This window comes from Pararhizobium sp. O133 (assembly GCF_051669845.1).
GTDB lineage: Bacteria > Pseudomonadota > Alphaproteobacteria > Rhizobiales > Rhizobiaceae > Pararhizobium.
In genome coordinates this window covers 4,538,652-4,556,381 of sequence record NZ_CP196426.1, presented here as the reverse complement: position 1 = coordinate 4,556,381, position 17,730 = coordinate 4,538,652, and the positions used below count along the sequence as shown (strand labels likewise).

The 17,730-nt window shown below is 63.0% G+C and carries 20 protein-coding genes; 10 read left to right on the top strand and 10 right to left on the bottom strand.

What is annotated here, in order from left to right; all coding sequences use genetic code 11:
- Positions 1–104 precede the first annotated feature (104 nt).
- Positions 105–605 (bottom strand): SRPBCC family protein, encoded by a 501-nt coding sequence (locus ACST81_RS22140; RefSeq protein WP_438750620.1) that lies wholly within the window; start codon positions 603–605, stop codon positions 105–107.
- Positions 598–948 carry an ArsR/SmtB family transcription factor gene (locus ACST81_RS22135; protein ID WP_438750618.1) on the bottom strand — a complete coding sequence of 117 codons (351 nt, stop codon included), beginning with the start codon at positions 946–948 and terminating at the stop codon, positions 598–600. The genes ACST81_RS22140 and ACST81_RS22135 overlap by 8 nt, the downstream gene beginning before the upstream one ends.
- A gap of 188 nt (positions 949–1,136) precedes the next feature.
- Between ACST81_RS22135 and ACST81_RS22130 the strand changes: the two genes are divergently transcribed.
- Positions 1,137–1,508 (top strand): YciI family protein, encoded by a 372-nt coding sequence (locus ACST81_RS22130; protein WP_438750616.1) that lies wholly within the window; start codon positions 1,137–1,139, stop codon positions 1,506–1,508.
- A 24-nt stretch (positions 1,509–1,532) separates the two neighbouring features.
- On the opposite strand, the gene ACST81_RS22125 is transcribed toward ACST81_RS22130, so the two are convergent.
- Complete coding sequence (locus tag ACST81_RS22125; RefSeq protein ID WP_438750614.1) at positions 1,533–2,096, bottom strand: methylated-DNA--[protein]-cysteine S-methyltransferase; 564 nt, start codon at positions 2,094–2,096, stop codon at positions 1,533–1,535.
- A gap of 53 nt (positions 2,097–2,149) precedes the next feature.
- On the bottom strand, positions 2,150–2,647 hold the full coding sequence (locus tag ACST81_RS22120; RefSeq protein WP_438750612.1) for a methylated-DNA--[protein]-cysteine S-methyltransferase: 498 nt from the start codon (positions 2,645–2,647) through the stop codon (positions 2,150–2,152).
- Between the two features lie 158 nt (positions 2,648–2,805).
- Here ACST81_RS22120 and ACST81_RS22115 point away from each other — a divergent pair, with 158 nt between their 5' ends.
- From ACST81_RS22115 to ACST81_RS22090, 6 genes are all read left to right on the top strand, one after another.
- Positions 2,806–3,447 carry a 2'-5' RNA ligase family protein gene (locus tag ACST81_RS22115; RefSeq protein ID WP_438750610.1) on the top strand — a complete coding sequence of 214 codons (642 nt, stop codon included), beginning with the start codon at positions 2,806–2,808 and terminating at the stop codon, positions 3,445–3,447.
- 139 nt (positions 3,448–3,586) lie between these two features.
- A complete protein-coding gene (locus tag ACST81_RS22110) occupies positions 3,587–4,498 on the top strand; it encodes an alpha/beta fold hydrolase (protein ID WP_438750609.1) in 912 nt (303 codons plus the stop codon).
- Positions 4,499–4,654: 156 nt separating this feature from the next.
- Positions 4,655–5,713 (top strand): peptidase M14, encoded by a 1,059-nt coding sequence (locus ACST81_RS22105; protein ID WP_438750607.1) that lies wholly within the window; start codon positions 4,655–4,657, stop codon positions 5,711–5,713.
- A gap of 82 nt (positions 5,714–5,795) precedes the next feature.
- Complete coding sequence (locus ACST81_RS22100; protein WP_438750605.1) at positions 5,796–6,146, top strand: ArsC family reductase; 351 nt, start codon at positions 5,796–5,798, stop codon at positions 6,144–6,146.
- Positions 6,147–6,150: 4 nt separating this feature from the next.
- On the top strand, positions 6,151–6,624 hold the full coding sequence (ybaK, locus tag ACST81_RS22095; RefSeq protein ID WP_438750604.1) for a Cys-tRNA(Pro) deacylase: 474 nt from the start codon (positions 6,151–6,153) through the stop codon (positions 6,622–6,624).
- A 256-nt stretch (positions 6,625–6,880) separates the two neighbouring features.
- Complete coding sequence (locus ACST81_RS22090) at positions 6,881–8,128, top strand: aminopeptidase (RefSeq protein WP_438750602.1); 1,248 nt, start codon at positions 6,881–6,883, stop codon at positions 8,126–8,128.
- A gap of 49 nt (positions 8,129–8,177) precedes the next feature.
- On the opposite strand, the gene ACST81_RS22085 is transcribed toward ACST81_RS22090, so the two are convergent.
- Positions 8,178–9,080 carry an EamA family transporter gene (locus ACST81_RS22085; protein ID WP_438750599.1) on the bottom strand — a complete coding sequence of 301 codons (903 nt, stop codon included), beginning with the start codon at positions 9,078–9,080 and terminating at the stop codon, positions 8,178–8,180.
- A gap of 83 nt (positions 9,081–9,163) precedes the next feature.
- On the opposite strand from ACST81_RS22085, the gene ACST81_RS22080 reads away from it, so the two are divergent.
- Entirely contained in the window at positions 9,164–9,649 is a 486-nt protein-coding gene (locus ACST81_RS22080; RefSeq protein ID WP_438750597.1) for a MarR family winged helix-turn-helix transcriptional regulator, read from the top strand.
- A gap of 305 nt (positions 9,650–9,954) precedes the next feature.
- Here ACST81_RS22080 and hemW read toward each other — a convergent pair whose 3' ends face one another.
- The 4 genes from hemW to rph all read right to left on the bottom strand — a co-directional run bounded on the left by hemW (position 9,955) and on the right by rph (position 13,700).
- Entirely contained in the window at positions 9,955–11,130 is a 1,176-nt protein-coding gene (gene hemW / locus ACST81_RS22075) for a radical SAM family heme chaperone HemW (RefSeq protein WP_438750595.1), read from the bottom strand.
- Positions 11,131–11,446: 316 nt separating this feature from the next.
- On the bottom strand, positions 11,447–12,091 hold the full coding sequence (gene rdgB / locus ACST81_RS22070; RefSeq protein ID WP_438750593.1) for an RdgB/HAM1 family non-canonical purine NTP pyrophosphatase: 645 nt from the start codon (positions 12,089–12,091) through the stop codon (positions 11,447–11,449).
- 11 nt (positions 12,092–12,102) lie between these two features.
- Positions 12,103–12,519: a VOC family protein gene (locus ACST81_RS22065; protein ID WP_438750592.1), complete on the bottom strand. Its 417-nt coding sequence runs from the start codon at positions 12,517–12,519 to the stop codon at positions 12,103–12,105.
- 461 nt (positions 12,520–12,980) lie between these two features.
- A complete protein-coding gene (rph, locus tag ACST81_RS22060) occupies positions 12,981–13,700 on the bottom strand; it encodes a ribonuclease PH (RefSeq protein WP_438753761.1) in 720 nt (239 codons plus the stop codon).
- Between the two features lie 209 nt (positions 13,701–13,909).
- Between rph and hrcA the strand changes: the two genes are divergently transcribed.
- Together hrcA and grpE are read left to right on the top strand one after the other, a co-directional pair.
- Entirely contained in the window at positions 13,910–14,968 is a 1,059-nt protein-coding gene (hrcA, locus tag ACST81_RS22055) for a heat-inducible transcriptional repressor HrcA (RefSeq protein ID WP_438750591.1), read from the top strand.
- 113 nt (positions 14,969–15,081) lie between these two features.
- Entirely contained in the window at positions 15,082–15,705 is a 624-nt protein-coding gene (grpE, locus tag ACST81_RS22050; protein WP_438750589.1) for a nucleotide exchange factor GrpE, read from the top strand.
- A 378-nt stretch (positions 15,706–16,083) separates the two neighbouring features.
- Here the strand turns inward: grpE and ACST81_RS22045 are convergent, their stop codons facing one another.
- Positions 16,084–17,637, bottom strand: a complete 1,554-nt coding sequence (locus tag ACST81_RS22045) for an acetolactate synthase large subunit (RefSeq protein WP_438750587.1) — start codon at positions 17,635–17,637, stop codon at positions 16,084–16,086.
- Between the last annotated feature and the right edge of the window lie 93 nt (positions 17,638–17,730).

Sequence of the window (17,730 nt, the reverse complement as noted above, 5' to 3'; positions counted from 1 at the left end):
TGCTCGGGACAGGCCCGAGCACGACGGAGAATATGGGCCGGTCGCTTCCGCGAACTGACGGCGGCATATGACTGCCGCCGCTCCATTGATCCGCTCTGTAACCCTCAAGCCTTGAGCGTAGCCAGCAGTTCCTCCAGCTGATCGAACTGTGCGGGCGTGCATTCCATGCCGGAAATGGCTTCGTCGAGGGCTTCCTTGTTGGGGTAGCGTTCGTGCAGGGTGAGCAGCGTCCTGTCGCCCTTGTCCTCGAAGGTGACGGTGGTGAGTGCCGCGTCCGGGCTTTCCTCGTTTGTCCAGACGAGGCGGGCGTTGGGGATGACTTCGAGATATTTTCCGAAGAATTCCATGGTGTTTTCGGCGTCATGGCCGAAGGCGACGCGGTAGCCGCCGCCGGTGCGGACGTCCATGTCGCAGGAAAACAGCGGAACGCCGGAGGATTTCGGCGCCCACCAGCGCATGAACAGTTCAGGCTTCGTCCAGGCCTCGAACACGAGGCGCGCCGGGGCATCGAAGAAGCGCGTCACGACCAGTTCCCGGTCCGATTTGCGTTCGACCGTCGTGCGCTGGTCCATGAAGGTGGATTCTGCCTGCCTTTGCTCATCCATTGGTTTTCTCCTTCCGTTTCACATCCTCAAGAACTGCATCCAGATCGTCGAAGCGCGCCGTCCAGAGCTGGCGATAGCGCTCGATCCACGCTGCCTCATCCTCCAGCCGGCGGGAACCGAGCCTGCAGGTGCGCACGCGGCCGATCTTCTCCGTCTGGACCAGCCCCGCCTGCTCCAGCACGCCGACATGCTTCTTCATGCCCGTCAGGGTCATGTGGAACCTGTCGGCAAGCTCGGTGATCGAGGCGTCGGCACGTCCGAGCTGCTCCAGCACGCCACGTCTTGTGGCGTCGGACAGGGCTGCGAAGGCGGCATTGAGATGGGGTGATGAATGCTGAACCATTTGGTTCAGTATATAGCGCAAGGGATAGCGGCGCGCAAGAGGGGGGGGCGTATCGCGGCGGCCAGCCTTGATGTCGCTCGTCCATCCTCTACCATTGAAAAATCTGCGGCGTGCTGTCGATTTTCCGGCGGGCCGTTCGTCGTTGTGATGTCCGGCCGGTCAGACCGGCTTCAACAAGGAGACAGGTGATGCGTGTGATGGTTCTCGTGAAGGCGACCGAAGACAGTGAAAAGGGCTTTTTCCCGACGCCCGAAACCAACGAGATGATGGAGGCGATGGGTCGGTTCAACGATGAACTGGAGGCCGCTGGTATCCTCGTCGCCGCCGACGGGCTAAAGCCTTCGTCGGCGGGCAAGCGGATCGCCTTCGATGGCCCCAGTCGCAAGGTGATCGACGGCCCGTTCGCCGAGGCGCGCGAACTGGTCGCCGGCTTCTGGCTGTGGAATGTCAAGGACATGGACGAGGCGGTCGAATGGGTCAAGCGTTGCCCCAACCCGATGCCCGGACCGAGCGAGATCGAAATCCGCCCGCTCTACGATATGGCCGACCTGCAGCAATAGTCGTGCACACCTCTGCCGGCGGCGCTACAGCAGCAGCGATTGCTGCGTCGGCTCCGGCGGTCCAAGGCGCACGCCTTCCAGCTCCAGCATGTGGACCTTGGCGGTGGCGCCGCCGGGGGCCGAGAAGCCACCGACCTTGCCACCGGCCGCCAACACCCTGTGGCAGGGAATGATCAGCGGAATCGGGTTTTTCGCCATGGCCTGACCGACATCGCGCGCAGCCTGCGGGCCGGCACCGAGTTCCCTGGCCAGCGTGCCATAAGTGGTGGTGCGCCCCCAGCCGACGCGGCGCAAGGCGGTATAGATCTGCCGGAAGAAATCCTCCTGGCCTTCGAGGTCAAGCTGTACATTTGAAAAATCGATTGTCTCGCCGTCGAAATAGCGTTTTACGGCGGCGATGGTCTCGGCGATTGCCGGCGTCGGCATGCCCCGTTCGGCACTGGGCACGCGGCGCAGCATGTTCCGCTCGGTCGCATCCAGGCTGCGTGTCGGCAGCTGAAAACGCGTGACGCCGACGTCGTTCCAGGCGATGCCGCACCAGCCCCCGGCCGTTTCGAAAATGTGATAGGTCTGGGCTCTCTCGGCCATGATTTTCTCCTTCGCTTCGCTCCCGCCGGGCGGAGCGTGGTCTCGCCGGCCGCTCAGGCCGCGGCGCACCGGTGGTTCATTTCGAGGTCCAGCAGGTAGCGCTTGGCCTCCAGCCCACCGGCAAAGCCGTGCAGCAGGCCGTCCGAGCCGATCGCCCGGTGGCAGGGCACGATGATCGACACCGGATTGCGCCCATTGGCGGCACCCATGGCGCGGAAGGCCTTCGGGCTGCCGATCTGGCGGGCAATCTCGGCATAGGTCCGCGTTTCTGCGTAAGGGATCGTCAGCAGCGCATGCCAGGTCGCTTTCTGAAATTCCGTGCCGACGAGGTCGAGCGTCACGGAAAAGCCGGTGCGGCTGCCATCGAAATATTGCCGCAGCTGCCGCTCGGCCTCCTCGATGACCGGGTGGTCGCCGTCCTCAACGGAAGGGCCAAGCCGCACGCGCTTCGGATCGTCGTTCTCCCACAGGATCGCCGCCAGCCCTTCGCCGCGCGCGACGAGCGTGAGCCGGCCGACCGGCGAGGAAATTGTCTTTTTAACCTGGATCATGGTCCGATTTTCGATCAGTTTTCGCGCGAAAGCCACCCGTTTCTTGCGCGTTCTGCGTTCCGCTTTGTGGGAATAAATTCACAATGTTCTTGTTTTGTTCTTGATCGAAACGTGGACTCACGTATACTGGCCGCATCCAGAAAGAGGTGAGGTTTGCCATGCTTGAAACAGCCGGGAATGAAGTCGTGCGCGCCGATCAGCAATCGTTCGCGTTCGGCAATGGAGGGGCGGGGATGAGGCCGCGCAACAGACGTGTCGGGGATTTCGGAGCGAGCAATCTCTTCCTTGCCCTGATGCCGGAGCGGGACGTGGCCCTGCGCGCGGCCGATATCGGCCGCGATACCGTCCGCCGTCACGACCTGTCGGGTGTACCGCGCCCGCAGGACCTGATGCATGTGTCGCTAAACGGCGTCGGCCGGTATAACGGTGTTCCCGAAGAGACGATCTTTGCCGTTTCGGCGGCGATGTCGACGATCAAGGCGATGCCCTTCGAGGTAGCCTTCGACCGGGTCTCGTATTTCGCCGGGCCGAACGCCGTTGTGCTGACCAATGCCATGCGCAGCGAGGAGATGATGGACCTGCATGTGCAGATCGCCAAGGAAATGTGGGCGGTCGGCCTGACCTTCACCTACAATCCGCGCTTCCTGCCGCATATGACGCTGGTTTATGACGATAAGCCCATTCCGGAACATCTCGTTGCCGAGCGCGTAACCTGGACCGCCCGCGAGTTCGTCCTTGTCCGCAGCATCATCGGCAAGAGCCGGTATGAATGTCTCGACCGCTGGCCGCTTCTGGGGTGATGACGATCCACTGGAATTGCCGTTCTGTTTTTCCGAACGGCAGTTCCGGATTTCTCCGGCTAGTCCGAACCCCTGCAGTGTGCGAGCTTGCAGTCATCAGGCAGCCAATCCGGTCTGCCGCAAGGACAGGATCTTCCCCATGTTCCGCTCGTTGATTGCCAGTGCCGTCATCGCCTTTTCCTCCCCGGTCTTCGCCGCCGGCGTTCCGCAATATCCTGCGGAGTTTACGACGCAGGAGATCGAAACCAACGGCACGACGCTGCATGTGCGCATCGGCGGCAAAGGCCCGGCCGTGACGCTGCTGCACGGCTACGGTGAAACCGGCGACATGTGGGTGCCGCTGGCAACGGAGCTCGCACGCGATCATACGGTGATCGTGCCCGACCTGCGCGGCATGGGCCTGTCGGCAAAGCCGGACAAGGGTTACGACAAGAAGACGCAAGGGCAGGATATTGCCGGCGTGCTGAAGGCCTTGAATGTCGAAAAGACCGATGTCGTCGCCCATGATATCGGCAACATGGTCGGTTATGCCTTCGTCGCCCAGTATCCGCAGGAGGTCGGCAAGTTCGTGCTGATGGATGCGCCGATCCCGGGTGTCGGTCCTTGGGAGCAGATTCTCAAGCATCCGCTGCTGTGGCATTTCCATTTCGGTGGCCCGGACATGGAGCGCCTGGTCGCCGGCCGCGAGCGCATCTATCTCGACCGTTTCTGGAATGAATTCTCGGCTGATCCGAAAAAGTGGGACGAGGCGGCGCGTGAACATTACGCGGCGCTCTATGCGCAGCCCGGCGCCATGCATGCCGGCTTTGCCCAGTTCCTGGCCTTCGATCAGGATGCCGTCGACAACGCGGCGCTTCTGGCAAGGGGCAAGCTGACCATGCCGGTTCTTGCGATCGGCGGCGAGACGTCGTTCGGATCGACCATGGCTGTCGTTGCCCGCGCCGCGGCCGACAATGTCACCGAAGTGGTGATCCCGGCTTCCGGCCATTGGTTGATGGAGGAGCAGCCCGAAGCGTCCGTCAAGGCGATCCGGACCTTTCTCGACCAGTAGTCGGCGCAAGCCGGAGATTGCAGCGACGCGTGGATTGCCAGCGCGTCGTTCCGTTTCCGGCAAAGCGTGATCCATCGCGGTTTAGCCGCGATTTTTGGCGTCTTGCACCAGCCGTCGCAAGACCGCATAAGCTCCTCAAAACGGGAGAGGCTGCGCATGAACATTTCCGAAGTTATCATCGAGGGCGACACGATCGGCACGAGCTTTCGCCTGCCGGTCATCCGGTTCAAGGGCAGTGATCCCACGGCGCCGAAGGTCTATCTGCAGGCAGCGCTGCATGCCAATGAACTGCCCGGCACGGCGCTTCTGCATTTCCTCTGCGAACACTTGCGCAAGGCCGAGGCTGATGGCGCCATTCGGGGCGATATCACCATCGTGCCGCAGGCCAATCCGATCGGCGGCGCGCAGTCGCATTTCGGCGATCCCCAGGGCCGCTTCGATCTCGGTTCGCGCACCAATTTCAATCGCGAATTCCCGCTGGTTTCGCTTGGCGAGCGCGAGACGCTGATCGCCGATCTCGACCGTTACACGGCGGTGGACCGGTTGAAGCGGCAGTTGCTGCATATGGCGCTCGGTGCCGATCTGGTGCTCGACCTGCACTGCGACGACGAATCCCTGCAATATGCCTATATTGACGAGGCCTTCTGGCCGGAGGCGTCCGATCTCGCCGCAGCACTCGACATGGCCGTGGTGTTCCTGGCAGACGGCGAAAGCTCGGCCTTCGAGGAGGCGGTCGGATACGCCTGGAAATACGAGACCGGCGAGAAGGCCAGCCGTCTGCCCGGCCGGCTATCGACGACATTGGAACTGCGGGGCACTCGGGATGTCTATCCGGACATGGCGCGCAAGGATGCTAGAGGCCTGTTCCATTTCCTCGTCGCCCGTGGCGTCGTCGCCAGCGACGCAAACCCGCTTACCGCGTTTACCGGACCAGCGACACCGCTCGACAATATCGAGATGATCCGCGCGCCGCTGTCCGGCACCGTGCTGTTTCACCGCAATATCGGCGACAATGTCGAGGCCGGCGATCTTCTGGCGACGATCATCACCGCGCCGGGAACCGAGGGCGGCACAGTCGATCTGCAGGCCCCGCAGGCCGGGCTGATCGCCACCCGCACCTCGCAGCGCTTCGCCCGTCGCCGCGACAACCTGATGAAGATTGCCTGTGCCGAAAAGACAAAGGCCGTCCGCAAGCCGGGAACGCTGGAGGCCTGATGGCCGCCCACTACTGCCGTATTTTCAGGCCGTCTCCTTCATGCTATCCCGCTTCGCCTGCAGCAAAGGGATGGCATGAAGCATGAGCGTGACGATCTACGGCATCAAGAATTGCGACACGATGAAGAAGGCGCGGACCTGGCTGGACGGCAATGACGTCGCCTATCATTTCCACGACTACAAGGCGTCGGGCGTTGCGCGCGCCGATCTCGAACGCTGGACGGCGGCGCTTGGCTGGGAAACCGTGCTCAACCGCGCCGGCACGACATTCCGCGCGCTTGCGGATGCCGACAAGCAGGACCTCAACCCTGAGAAGGCCGTCGCCCTGATGCTCGCCCAGCCTTCGATGATCAAACGGCCGATCCTCAATCGAGACGGCCAGTTCATCGCCGGGTTCAAGCCGGAGATTTACGAGCGGTTTCTGGAGGGCTGAGGCCATGTCGAAAAGCACGCGGGCGACGTTGGCGCTGACCAAGGCGGGGGCGGCGTTTACGGTTCACAGCTATGACTATGACCCTTCCGCCGACCGGATCGGCATGGCGGCGGCGGAGGCTTTGGACGAGGAGCCTCGGCGTGTCCTGAAGACGCTGATGGCGGAGGTTGACGGGAAGCCGGTCTGTGTCGTCGTGCCGTCCGATCGCGAGGTCAGCATGAAGAAACTGGCCGCTGCCTTTCATGGTAAATCGGCCAGTATGATGAAGCCGGCGGAAGCCGAGCGGTTGACCGGCTATCATGTCGGCGGCATCAGCCCGTTCGGGCAGAAGAAGCAGGTGCCCACCGCGATCGAGGAGGCGGCGCTGGCCGAGGCACTGGTCTATATCAATGGCGGCCAGCGCGGATTGCAGGTGCGGCTGGCGCCGGAGGATGCCCGCAAGGCCTTGAGCGCCGTCGCGGTCTCGCTGACCGCCTAAGACTGATCGACATTCGCCTCAAGCCGGTCTGCAAATGGTGCTTTCCCGCGCTTACGTAGCGGTCGCGGCCTCAAGAGTGAGTCAGGTCAGCTTCCGGAGCAGGGGCGGCGAACCGCGCTGCCTCGGCATCCGGCAATTTCGTACCGACATGGCCGATTGGGATGGAGCTCGAGGGGAGGTCGTCGCAAACGTCTTCCGGTTTGGTCCGAAGCGCTCTACATAGGTGGCTCGAACCAAACAGCCAGCAGGATATGCGATGACCTCCCCCGCCCACCAAGCCGTCGATCCCGTCAAACTCGACAAGCTCGCCGAAGTCGCCGTCAAGGTCGGGTTGCAGCTGCAGCGCGGGCAGGACCTCCTCATTACCGCGCCCGTCGCAGCCATGCCTTTGGTGCGGCTGATCACCAAACATGCCTATATCGCCGGCGCCGGCCTGGTGACGACCTTCTATTCCGATGAGGAAACCACGCTCTCGCGCTATGCGCATGCGCCGGACGAAAGCTTCGACCGGGCGACCGGCTGGCTTTACGACGGCATGGCCAAGGCCTTTGGCGCCAACACGGCCCGCCTTGCCATTTCCGGCGACAATCCGATGATGCTGGCGAGCCAGGACCCGGCCAAGGTGGCGCGCGCCAACAAGGCGCTGTCGATGGCCTACAAGCCGGCGCTGGAGAAAATCTCCAATTTCGATATCAACTGGAACATCGTCTCCTATCCGAACCCGGCCTGGGCCAAGCAGATGTTTCCGGACGATCCAGAGATCGTTGCCGTCGAAAAGCTCGCCAATGCGATCTTCGCCGCCTCGCGCGTCGATGCCGCCGACCCGATCGCGGCCTGGGCCGAACACAACGCCAATCTCGCCAAGCGGTCGTCCTGGCTGAATGGCGAGCGCTTTTCGGCGCTGCATTTCACGGGCCCCGGCACGGACCTCACGGTGGGCCTCGCAGACGGCCATGAATGGCATGGCGGCGCCTCGACGGCGAAGAACGGCATCACCTGCAATCCGAACATTCCGACCGAGGAAGTCTTCACCACGCCGCATGCGCTGCGCGTCGAAGGCCATGTATCGAGCACCAAGCCGCTGTCGCATCAGGGCACGCTGATCGACAATATCCAGGTTCGTTTCGAAGGCGGCCGGATCGTCGAGGCCAAGGCATCGAAGGGTGAGGAAGTGCTGAACAAGGTGCTGGATACGGACGAAGGCGCGCGGCGTCTTGGCGAAGTGGCGCTGGTGCCGCATTCCTCGCCGATCTCGGCCAGCGGCGTCCTGTTCTACAACACGCTGTTCGACGAAAACGCTTCCTGCCATATCGCGCTCGGCCAGTGCTATTCGAAATGCTTCCTCGACGGCGCGTCGCTCAGCCAGGACCAGATCAAGGCGCAGGGCGGCAACTCCAGCCTGATCCATATCGACTGGATGATCGGCTCCGGCGAGGTGGATATCGACGGCGTGCGCACCGACGGTGCCAGGGTTCCGGTCATGCGCAAGGGCGAATGGGCCTGATTTTTTGAGACGTCTCCCCCGTGATCATGGTCGCGGGGGGGGGTGGGATTTAACGGCCGGACGCCGGCATGGCCGTGACCGGTGCTGCGGTACGCGGCGCCATCTGCGCCCGTTGTCCGAGCCAGACGCTTGTCAATACCATGACCACGCCGATGATCTGCAGCGGCGTCAGGCTCTGGCCGAGCACGCTCCAGCCTAGCAGCGTCGCGACCAACGGGCTGAGGAAGCCGAGCGGCGCAACGATCGCCGGTCCGATCCGGGCGATGCCACGAAACCACAAAACCGAGGTGAAGGCGGCGCCGATCAGCCCCAGCCAGGCCATCCCGAGAGCATTGGCCAAGGTCGGCACCGGCAGGGTGGGCTCCAGCAGCAGGGCGACCGGCAGCAGAAGCAGCCCGCCGGCCGTCAATTGCCAGGCGGTGACGGTCAGGCTGGAAACGGGCGGCGCCCAGCGGCGGGTCAGCACCGTGCCGAAAGCCATGGACACTGCGCCGGCAAGGCCGGCGATCACGCCGATCGGATCCAGCGCCGCGCTCGGCGTCAGCACCAAAAGGCCGACTCCGGCCATGCCGATCAAGGCAGCGATGATCGCCAACGGTTTGACCGGCGTACCGATCAAGGACCGTGCAATGAGGACGACGATCAGCGGCTGGATCGCGCCGACGGTCGCGGCAACGCCTCCGGGCAGGCGATAGGCGGAGATGAACAACATTGCCCAGAAGAACGAGAAATTGAGGGCTCCGAGAATGAAGCTGCGCCTCCACCAGATTCCGAACGGCAATTGGCGGACGATGAGCAGCAGGATGAGGCCGGCGGGCAGGGCACGCAGCATGGCGGCAGTCAGCGGATAGCCGGGCGGCAGGAACTCGGTGGTGACGAGGTATGTGCTGCCCCAGATAGCGGGCGCGACGGCGGTAAGGGCGATATCGCTGCCGACGGAACTTATCTTCATATGAAGTATCTCGATTTCAAGATAAAAGGAGCATAACTCCACTTGTCTTGACGTCAAGATGAATTCTACCTACCACGGAATGCATGGATGATCATGTCGACAGAATTCTGACACAGTGGCGCCGCGAACGTCCCGACCTTGATGTAGAGCCGATGGGCCTGCTCGGCCGGATGGCACGGCTGACGACCTATCTCGGCCGAGAGGTGGAAAAGACCTTCCTGTCGCTCGGACTGACCTCCGCCAGCTTCGACGTCCTGGCGACCTTGCGTCGCTCCGGCAAACCCTACCGGCTTTCGCCCGGCGACCTGCTGGCGACGATGATGATCACCTCCGGCACGATGACGAACCGGATCGACCAGCTGGAAAAGGCGGGCCTCGTCGAGCGCCTCACCCATCCTGAAGACCGCCGCAGCGTGCTGATCGCGCTGAAACCGGAAGGTCTGGAATTGGTGGAACGCGCCGTCACCGCCCATGTCGCCAACCAACACCGGCTGACGGAACTGCTCGATCCCGACGAGCGGACGGCGCTCGATGCGATCGTGAAGAAATACCTGGCGACGTTCGAGTAGGGCGGGCAGCACGCCAAGCCGCAATGCGGCTCAGACTGCTGACAAACTCTCAAGCCGATTGTTTAGAGTATCGTTCCCTTTATACGACCCATTCTCCGTCTTCCTCGCCCTTGTGGCGGGGATCCAGCGACCCGACGTCTGTCGGGTCAAAGGACTCTTCCATCCCAAGGACTTGGGATGGCTGGATCTCTGTGACAAGCACAGAGATGACGGACGGGATGGTAGCTCGGCACGTCCCAAATGATTTCCAACGTCGCCGAAAGATGACTTTGTCAGCAAGCATGAGGCACTATGCGGCTGCTGCCTCAGCAAGCCAAATCCGCCACAACCGAATCCAGGATCAACATGCCGGCTGGCGTGCAGCGGAGGCGGGAATTGCCGAGGCGTTCGATGAAGCCGTGTTCGATCAGGAACTGCTCGCGTTCCGGGTCCGGTTCGCGGCCGGACAGGTCCTGCCAGCGGACGAGATCGATGCCTTCCTTGAGCCGCAGGCCCATCAGCAAGAGTTCGTCGGCCTGTTCGTCATAACCCAGCACCTCCTGATCGACCATGCCGTGGCCATGTTCCTCGACCAGTTGCAGCCAGGCCTCCGGCTTGCGCTCGGTGGCGGTGGCGATCTTGTCGCGGCCGCGCGTGATGCGGCCGTGGGCGCCGGGGCCGATGCCGGCATAGTCGCCGTAACGCCAGTAGGTGAGGTTGTGTCGGCTCTCGGCACCGGGGGCAGCATGGTTGGAGACCTCATAGGCGGGCATGCCGAAGCCTTCCGTGATTTCCTGTGTTGCCTCATAGAGCACGGCCGAATGCTCGCCATCCGGCACGATCAGCTTGCCGGCCTTGTGCAGTCCGTAGAAGGGCGTGCCTTCCTCGATCGTCAACTGGTAGAGCGACAGGTGATCGACGGCATAGGAGACGGCCTGTTTCAGCTCTTGCTCCCAGTCTTCCACCGTCTGGTTCGGACGGGCGTAGATGAGGTCGAAGGACATGCGCGGGAAGATGTCGCGGGCCAGGCCGATCGCCTTCAGCGCATCCTCGACATTGTGCAGCCGGCCGAGGAATTTGAGATCCCGGTCGTTCAAGGCCTGCACGCCGAGCGAGACGCGGTTGACGCCGGCAGACCTGTAGCCCCGGAAGCGTGTGGCCTCTACACTGGAGGGATTGGCCTCCATGGTGATCTCGATACCGTCGGGCACATGCCAGAGATTGGCGATGCCATCCAGGATCGCCTCGACCGTCGCCGGGTTCATCAGCGAGGGCGTGCCGCCGCCCATGAAGATGCTGGTGACGGTGCGTGGCCCCGACATATGCCGCATCGCGGCCATCTCGGTCAGGAAGGCGCTGACAAAACGCGGCTGGTCGACAGGCTGGTGGCGGACATGGCTGTTGAAGTCACAATAGGGACACTTGGCGGCGCAGAAGGGCCAGTGGACATAGACTCCGAAACCGGGGTCCTTGCTGTCGCTGATCGAGGAGAGGCTGGCCATTTGGTCTTTGGTCTTTCAGGCGCGCGTGGCGCGGGGTCGTGTTGAATGCTATTTAGAGATTAAGGACGTGAAAGGCTATCCTATGTTAGATGCGGCTTGCCTGGGCCTCTCTACGATTTGAAATCGGGGCTGGTTAACCCCCTCTGTCGGCATTCTCTTCTCCCCAGCGGGGAGAAGGTGGCCGAAGGCCGGATGAGGGGGCCGAAGGCCACGCTTCGACTATGCCGTACGCGCCGGCTCGCGCCGTCGCCCCCTCATCGCCTCGTTTAACTCGGCACTTCTCCCCGCTGGGGAGAAGAGGGATTGGCCCCAATGTTCAAGCACTCAAACACGTCTCCGCAAAAATCTTGAACGCCCGCGCCCGGTGCGACAGCGCCTTTTCGTCGCCGGGTTTCCAGCCGTGCTTTTCCTCGGCGTTCATTTCGCCGAAGGTGACGTCGTAGCCGAGCGGCTGGAAGACCGGGTCGTAGCCGAAGCCCTGGGTTCCGCGCGGCGGCCAGACGATATGGCCCTCGACTTCGCCCCGAAAGAGTTCAACATGGCCATCCGGCCAGGCGAGGCAGAGGACCGAGACGAAGCGGCCGGTGCGCCGGTCGAAGGCGGTGGCGCCGGCTTCCTGGATGGCTGTCTCGACCTTTTCCATCGCCATGGCAAAGTCGCGTGTGCCGTCGGCGGTCTCCGCCCAGTTGGCGGTGTAGACGCCGGGATCGCCGTTCAGCGCATCGACGACGAGGCCGGAATCGTCCGACAGGGCGGGAAGACCGGATGCTCTGGCCGAAGCCAGGGCCTTGATCGTGGCGTTTTCCTCGAAGGTCGTGCCGGTTTCGTCCGGCTCTTCGAAAGCGAGATCGGCCGCGGATTTGGCCTGAAAGCCGAGCGGGCCGATCAGGTCGCGGATTTCACGGATCTTGCCGGCATTATGGCTGGCGACGATGATGGTCTTGTCTTCGAGCTTGCGCATGCGTGTCTCTCTCAATCGATGGCCCAGAGGCCGGGTTCGGCGCATTCCAGGCTGTTGCCGGCGGGATCGCGGAAATAGAAGGATCGGGCGCCCGTCGGCCAGCGAATATCCACTTCGATCGGGATGCCGGCGGATGTCAACTTTTCGATCCAGCTGTCGAGCTTGTCAGCCGCCACCCGGAAGCATGCATGCCCGTTTCCCTTCGTGCCGTGGGGCGGCACGGGCAGCGCACCCTCATGCGGCGGCTTGATGGTCTCTTCCGAGTTGAAGATCAGCAGAACGCCCTGACCGCAGCGAAAGAACACATGACGATTGCCGGCGCGGGTAATCTTTTGCAGGCCGAGAACGGTGCCGTAGAAATGTTCGGCGGCATCGAGATCGTCGGCGTAGAGCGCGGTTTCGAGGATGCCTTCGAGGGCGTCAGCCATGGCGCGGGCCTCCCGAATGGCTGGGTTTCTCTTCTCCCCATCGGGGAGAAGTGCCGAGCGATAGCGAGGCGATGAGGGGGGCTTCGGCGTAGCCGGAGCCAGGCGTCAAATTCGCAAGGTGGCCTTCGGCCCCCCTCATCCGGCCTGCGGCCACCTTCTCCCCGCTGGGGAGAAGAGGAAGCCAACCGCCAACTCCATCGTCCCCTCGCCTCGCTTGTGGTGTGGCAATCGCGTGTGGAAAAAGACCCCCTCTGGCCTGTCGGCCATCTCCCCCACAAGGGGGGAGAGGCCCAGCTGCTGCCCCTCGTTTCAAACGATGGGCCGGGCGGCGGATTAAGCCCCTCCCCCTTGTGGGGAGGGGTTGGGGAGGGGACTTTTCCATATGCGATAGCCCTGCTGCCTGCGGGGAGTGGGCTAGGATGATGGGCAAAGCTGTGAGGGCGCTCGCCATGGCTATTCCGTTATCCAGCCACCGTCTGCTTCTGCATTTCCACCAGTTCCGCAATGCCGTTCTTCGCAAGACCGAGCAGGGTGCTGAACTCCTCTTCCGAGAACGGCTTGCCCTCCGCCGTGCCCTGGATCTCGACGATGCCGCCCGATCCGGTGATGACGAAATTGGCGTCGGTCTCGGCTGCGGAATCCTCGAGATAATCGAGGTCGATGACCGGCTGGTTGGCGAAGATGCCGCAGGAGATGGCGGCGATATTGTCCTTCAGGACCTTTTCGACCTTGATCATGTTGCGGGCTTCCATCCATTTCAGGCAGTCGTGCAAGGCAATCCAGGCGCCGGTGATCGACGCCGTACGCGTGCCGCCATCCGCCTGGATGACGTCGCAGTCGATCGAGATCTGGCGTTCGCCGAGCGCCTGCAGATCGACGACAGCACGGAGCGATCGCCCGATCAGCCTCTGGATTTCCTGGGTGCGGCCGCTCTGCTTGCCGGATGCCGCCTCGCGCTTCATGCGCTCGCCGGTGGCGCGCGGCAGCATGCCATATTCGGCGGTGACCCAGCCCTTGCCGCTGTTGCGCAGCCATGGCGGCGTCTTGTCTTCCAGGCTCGCCGTCACCAGCACATGGGTGTCGCCGAACTTGACGAGGCAGGAACCCTCCGCGTGCTTGGAAACATTGCGCTCGAAGGAAACCTTGCGCATCTGGTCGGTTTTTCTGCCGGAAGGCCGCATCATGAACTCCTGTGATGTTTGTCAGCCTTCTATCCCAACTTGCGTGGAAGGGAAATCATTTGCTCCAAAAGAGTGATCGGGCGGCAAAAGCCGATAAGGCAGGCTGTGCAGCCATTTTCCCTTTTGCTATCCGGGCAGGGATCACTATATTCCAAGAGACTTCAACAACATGGGTTTTCGCGTTCGAAATGGTGCTGGACAAAACTGCGATGCACGAAAGGCTTTCGGCGCTCGACGAGCGCTCGGGCGAAATCTTCCGCCGCATCGTGGAAAGCTATCTCGAAAGCGGCGAGCCGCTTGGATCCCGCAACCTTTCGCGCATCCTGCCGATGTCTTTGTCGCCGGCGTCCGTGCGCAATGTGATGAGCGACCTTGAAGACCTCGGCCTGATCTATTCGCCGCATATCAGCGCCGGCCGACTGCCGACGCAGGTCGGCCTGCGCTTCTTCGTCGATGCCTTCATGCAGGTGGGCGACCTGTCGCCGGAAGACCGCGCCTCGATCGACCGGCATGTGCGCCGCGCCGATCGCGACCAGCCGGTCGAGACGCTGCTCAATGATGCCAGCCAGATGCTGTCGGGCATGTCGCGCGGGGCAGGGCTGGTCATCACGGCGAAGAACGATCCGGTGCTGCGCCATGTCGAGTTTGTTCGCTTGGCGCCGACCAAGGCGCTGGCCGTGCTGGTCGGCGAGCACGACCAGGTGGAAAACCGCATCATCGAGCTGCCGACCGGGGTCACCAGCTCGCAGTTGACCGAGGCCGCCAATTTCCTCAATGCCCATCTCGCCGGCCAGACGCTGCCCGAGGTTCGCGGCCAGCTGGAAAAGGTCAAGGAAACCGTGCGGCGTGAACTCGACACGCTGAGCCAGGATCTGGTCGAGCGCGGGCTGGCCATCTGGTCGGGCAGCGAGGTGGACGACAAGCCGACGCAACTGATCGTGCGCGGCCGCGCCAATCTGCTGGAGGGCTTGGCCGGCGCCGAGGATGTCGACCGGCTGCGCATGCTGTTCGACGATCTGGAAAAGAAGGATAGCCTGATCGAGATCCTCAACCTTGCCGAAAGCGGGCCGGGCGTGCGGATCTTCATCGGCTCGGAAAACAAGCTGTTCTCCCTGTCGGGCTCGTCGCTGATCGTCGCGCCCTATAAGGACAGCGACGACAAGATCGTCGGCGCCGTCGGCGTCATCGGCCCGACGCGGCTCAACTATTCCCGCATCGTTCCGATGGTGGATTATACGGCGCAACTGATGTCGCGCCTGTCGCGGTAGGGTCATGCGAAAGGCCGGTTTTTCCGGCCACTTTCGATTGCACCCTTGATTTTTCGGCTTCAAAGCTCGATATCGACACCAAATCCTAACAGTTTGACATTCCGGAGACCGTCATGACCGACGATACGAACAAACACGGTGCTGCTGAAGCAAATGCGGCCGACGCTGCTGCCGCAAGCTATGCCGAAGCTGCCGCGGAACAGGTCGACGCGCCCGTTGCCGAACCCGATCCGCTGGAACTCGCCAAGGCTGAAGCCGCCGATTTCCGCGATCGCTACCTGAGGCTCGCCGCCGAGATGGACAATCTGCGCCGCCGCACCGAGCGCGACGTGAAAGACGCCAAGTCCTATTCGACCGCCGGCTTTGCCCGCGACATGCTGGCCGTGTCCGACAACCTGCGCCGCGCGCTGGAAGCCATTCCGGCGGAAGCCCGCGGGGCTGGTGACACCGGTTTCAATGCGCTGGTCGAAGGCGTGGAGATGACGGAACGCTCGATGCTGACGATGCTCGAGCGTCATGGTATCAAGAAGCTGGATCCCGTCGGCCAGAAATTCGACCCGAACTTCCATCAGGCCATGTTCGAGGTTCCGAACACGGAAGTGCCGAACAACACCGTCGTCCAGGTCGTCCAGGCCGGCTACACGATCGGCGAGCGCGTTCTCCGCCCCGCCATGGTCGGCGTCGCCAAGGGCGGCCCGAAGGCTGTTGCCGCCACGGAAGAAACGCCGGCGGTTTGATTTTTACTGGATTGTCCTTCTCCCCGCAGGCGGCAGGGCAATCGCATATGGAAAAGTCCCCTCCCCAACCCCTCCCCACAAGGGGGAGGGGCTTAACCCGCCGCCCCGTCTGTCATCGGAAACGAAGGCCGGCGGCTGGGTCTCTCCCCCTTGTGGGGGAGATGGCCGACAGGCCAGAGGGGGTCTTTTTCCATATGCGATAGCCCTGCCGCAGGCGGGGAAGGTGCCCGCAGGGCGGATGAGGGCTTCGTGCCCCTCTTTTTGTTTGGGTTTTTGCCCCTGACCCTAACCCTCTCCCCGCTTGCGGGGAGAGGGGACGACGGAGCAAGTCACTCCCCGACAATCAGATGTGGGATTCCGGGTCGCGACCATCGGCTCTCAAATAACCGCCTCGATCAAAAACGGCCCCGGACGCGACAGAGCGTGGTTGAGAAGCCTGCCGAACGTCTCGCATGTATCAGCCCGCGCCGCCTCAACGCCCATTCCCTTGGCCATCAAAACCCAGTCGAGCGAGGGATTGTCGAGGTTGAGCATGCGCCGGGCGTTTTCGCCGATGGTCTGAACGCCCACATTGCGCATTTCGCCATGCAGCACTGCGTAGGTGCGGTTGGCGAAGATGATGGTGACGATGTCGAGGTTTTCGCGGGCTTGGGTCCAGAGGCCTTGGACCGTATACATGCCGCTGCCATCGGCCTGCAGGTTCACGACCTTCCGATCCGGGCGGGCAATCGCAGCACCGATGGTCACGGGGATGCCCATGCCGATCGCGCCGCCGGTGATCATCAGGAAATCGTGCGGGGCCGCGTGTTCGGACAGCGCAAAGAACCGCCGGGCCGAGGTGATGGCTTCATCGCAGACGATGGCGTTGTCGGGCAGCTTTTGCGCCACCATCACCGCCACCGCGTCCTCCGTCAGCGGCCCCGAAGGTTTTCCCTCATCGGGAATGCTGGTTGTGCGCAGCAAAGCTTGAGTGCTTTTGATCCCCAGTTCATCCCGCAGCTCTTCCAGTGCCCGCTTCAGATCGTCGCCATGGGCAGCGAGCGTCAGAACCTGGCACTCTTCGCGAACGAGGCGCCCCGGCTTGCTGGGATAGGCGAAGAAGGCGACGGGCTCGGACGCGCCGACGAGGATCAGCACGTCGATCTCGGCCAGTGTCTCCAGTGCGGCATCGACCGGGTAGGGGACGCGGGTGGGCGCGACGCGTCCGCGTCCGCGCTGCATGTGCGCCACCTGCACCTCGCTGAACAGGCGCACATCGAACGCGGCCGAGATCTGACCGGCAATCTCCAACGCATCGGCCATTGCCGCCGCTCCCCGGACGATCATTCCGGCGCGGCCTCGCGCTTTACGGATCGCTTCGGCGGCGGAGCGTATGGCTTCGGGGCCGGCAGTGCCGGGTTGGGGGTGTTCGATCGTGAGCGAAACCGGCGGCTCTGCCGTGCTCCATGCCGCGTCGGCGGGCAGAATGAGGGTGGCAATGCCGGGCGGTGATAGCGAGGCGTGAACGGCGGCCTTCGTCGCTGCCGCGACATCATCCGGCCCCGCGATCCGCCGTACCCAGTCGGACATCGGCGCGGCCAGGCTCTCGATATCGGTCGTCAGCGGTGCGTCGAGCGGAAGGTGGTAGGAGGCATGGTCGCCGACGACATTGATCATCGGAATACGGGCGCGTCGGGCATTGTGAATGTTGGCGAGCCCGTTTGCCAGGCCCGGTCCCGTATGGAGCAGGGTTGCTGCCGGCCGTCCGGTCATCCGAGCATAACCATCGGCCGCGCCGGTCACGACACCTTCGAACAGTCCCAGCACGCAGCGCATTTCCTGGCGGCGATCGAGCGCCGTGACGAAATGCATCTCCGACGTGCCGGGATTGGCGAAGCAGACATTGACGTCATTGGCCAAAAGCACATCGCAGAGAATATCAGCGCCGTTCATTGCGAGCCTCCCAATTTTTTCACTTCGCGCAACGCCTGCCGAACATTCAGGACGCCAGCCGGCGCCTCGAATGTTGCTGCTACCAGGCTGCGC

Bases quoted from the DNA above. Each gene is read 5' to 3' on its own strand.
- ACST81_RS22140 (WP_438750620.1), bottom strand. From the start codon at position 605: ATGGATGAGCAAAGGCAGGCAGAATCCACCTTCATGGACCAGCGCACG.
- ACST81_RS22135 (WP_438750618.1), bottom strand. From the start codon at position 948: ATGGTTCAGCATTCATCACCCCATCTCAATGCCGCCTTCGCAGCCCTG.
- ACST81_RS22130 (WP_438750616.1), top strand. From the start codon at position 1,137: ATGCGTGTGATGGTTCTCGTGAAGGCGACCGAAGACAGTGAAAAGGGC.
- ACST81_RS22125 (WP_438750614.1), bottom strand. From the start codon at position 2,096: ATGGCCGAGAGAGCCCAGACCTATCACATTTTCGAAACGGCCGGGGGC.
- ACST81_RS22120 (WP_438750612.1), bottom strand. From the start codon at position 2,647: ATGATCCAGGTTAAAAAGACAATTTCCTCGCCGGTCGGCCGGCTCACG.
- ACST81_RS22115 (WP_438750610.1), top strand. From the start codon at position 2,806: ATGCTTGAAACAGCCGGGAATGAAGTCGTGCGCGCCGATCAGCAATCG.
- ACST81_RS22110 (WP_438750609.1), top strand. From the start codon at position 3,587: ATGTTCCGCTCGTTGATTGCCAGTGCCGTCATCGCCTTTTCCTCCCCG.
- ACST81_RS22105 (WP_438750607.1), top strand. From the start codon at position 4,655: ATGAACATTTCCGAAGTTATCATCGAGGGCGACACGATCGGCACGAGC.
- ACST81_RS22100 (WP_438750605.1), top strand. From the start codon at position 5,796: ATGAGCGTGACGATCTACGGCATCAAGAATTGCGACACGATGAAGAAG.
- ybaK (WP_438750604.1), top strand. From the start codon at position 6,151: ATGTCGAAAAGCACGCGGGCGACGTTGGCGCTGACCAAGGCGGGGGCG.
- ACST81_RS22090 (WP_438750602.1), top strand. From the start codon at position 6,881: ATGACCTCCCCCGCCCACCAAGCCGTCGATCCCGTCAAACTCGACAAG.
- ACST81_RS22085 (WP_438750599.1), bottom strand. From the start codon at position 9,080: ATGAAGATAAGTTCCGTCGGCAGCGATATCGCCCTTACCGCCGTCGCG.
- ACST81_RS22080 (WP_438750597.1), top strand. From the start codon at position 9,164: ATGGATGATCATGTCGACAGAATTCTGACACAGTGGCGCCGCGAACGT.
- hemW (WP_438750595.1), bottom strand. From the start codon at position 11,130: ATGGCCAGCCTCTCCTCGATCAGCGACAGCAAGGACCCCGGTTTCGGA.
- rdgB (WP_438750593.1), bottom strand. From the start codon at position 12,091: ATGCGCAAGCTCGAAGACAAGACCATCATCGTCGCCAGCCATAATGCC.
- ACST81_RS22065 (WP_438750592.1), bottom strand. From the start codon at position 12,519: ATGGCTGACGCCCTCGAAGGCATCCTCGAAACCGCGCTCTACGCCGAC.
- rph (WP_438753761.1), bottom strand. From the start codon at position 13,700: ATGCGGCCTTCCGGCAGAAAAACCGACCAGATGCGCAAGGTTTCCTTC.
- hrcA (WP_438750591.1), top strand. From the start codon at position 13,910: ATGCACGAAAGGCTTTCGGCGCTCGACGAGCGCTCGGGCGAAATCTTC.
- grpE (WP_438750589.1), top strand. From the start codon at position 15,082: ATGACCGACGATACGAACAAACACGGTGCTGCTGAAGCAAATGCGGCC.
- ACST81_RS22045 (WP_438750587.1), bottom strand. From the start codon at position 17,637: ATGAACGGCGCTGATATTCTCTGCGATGTGCTTTTGGCCAATGACGTC.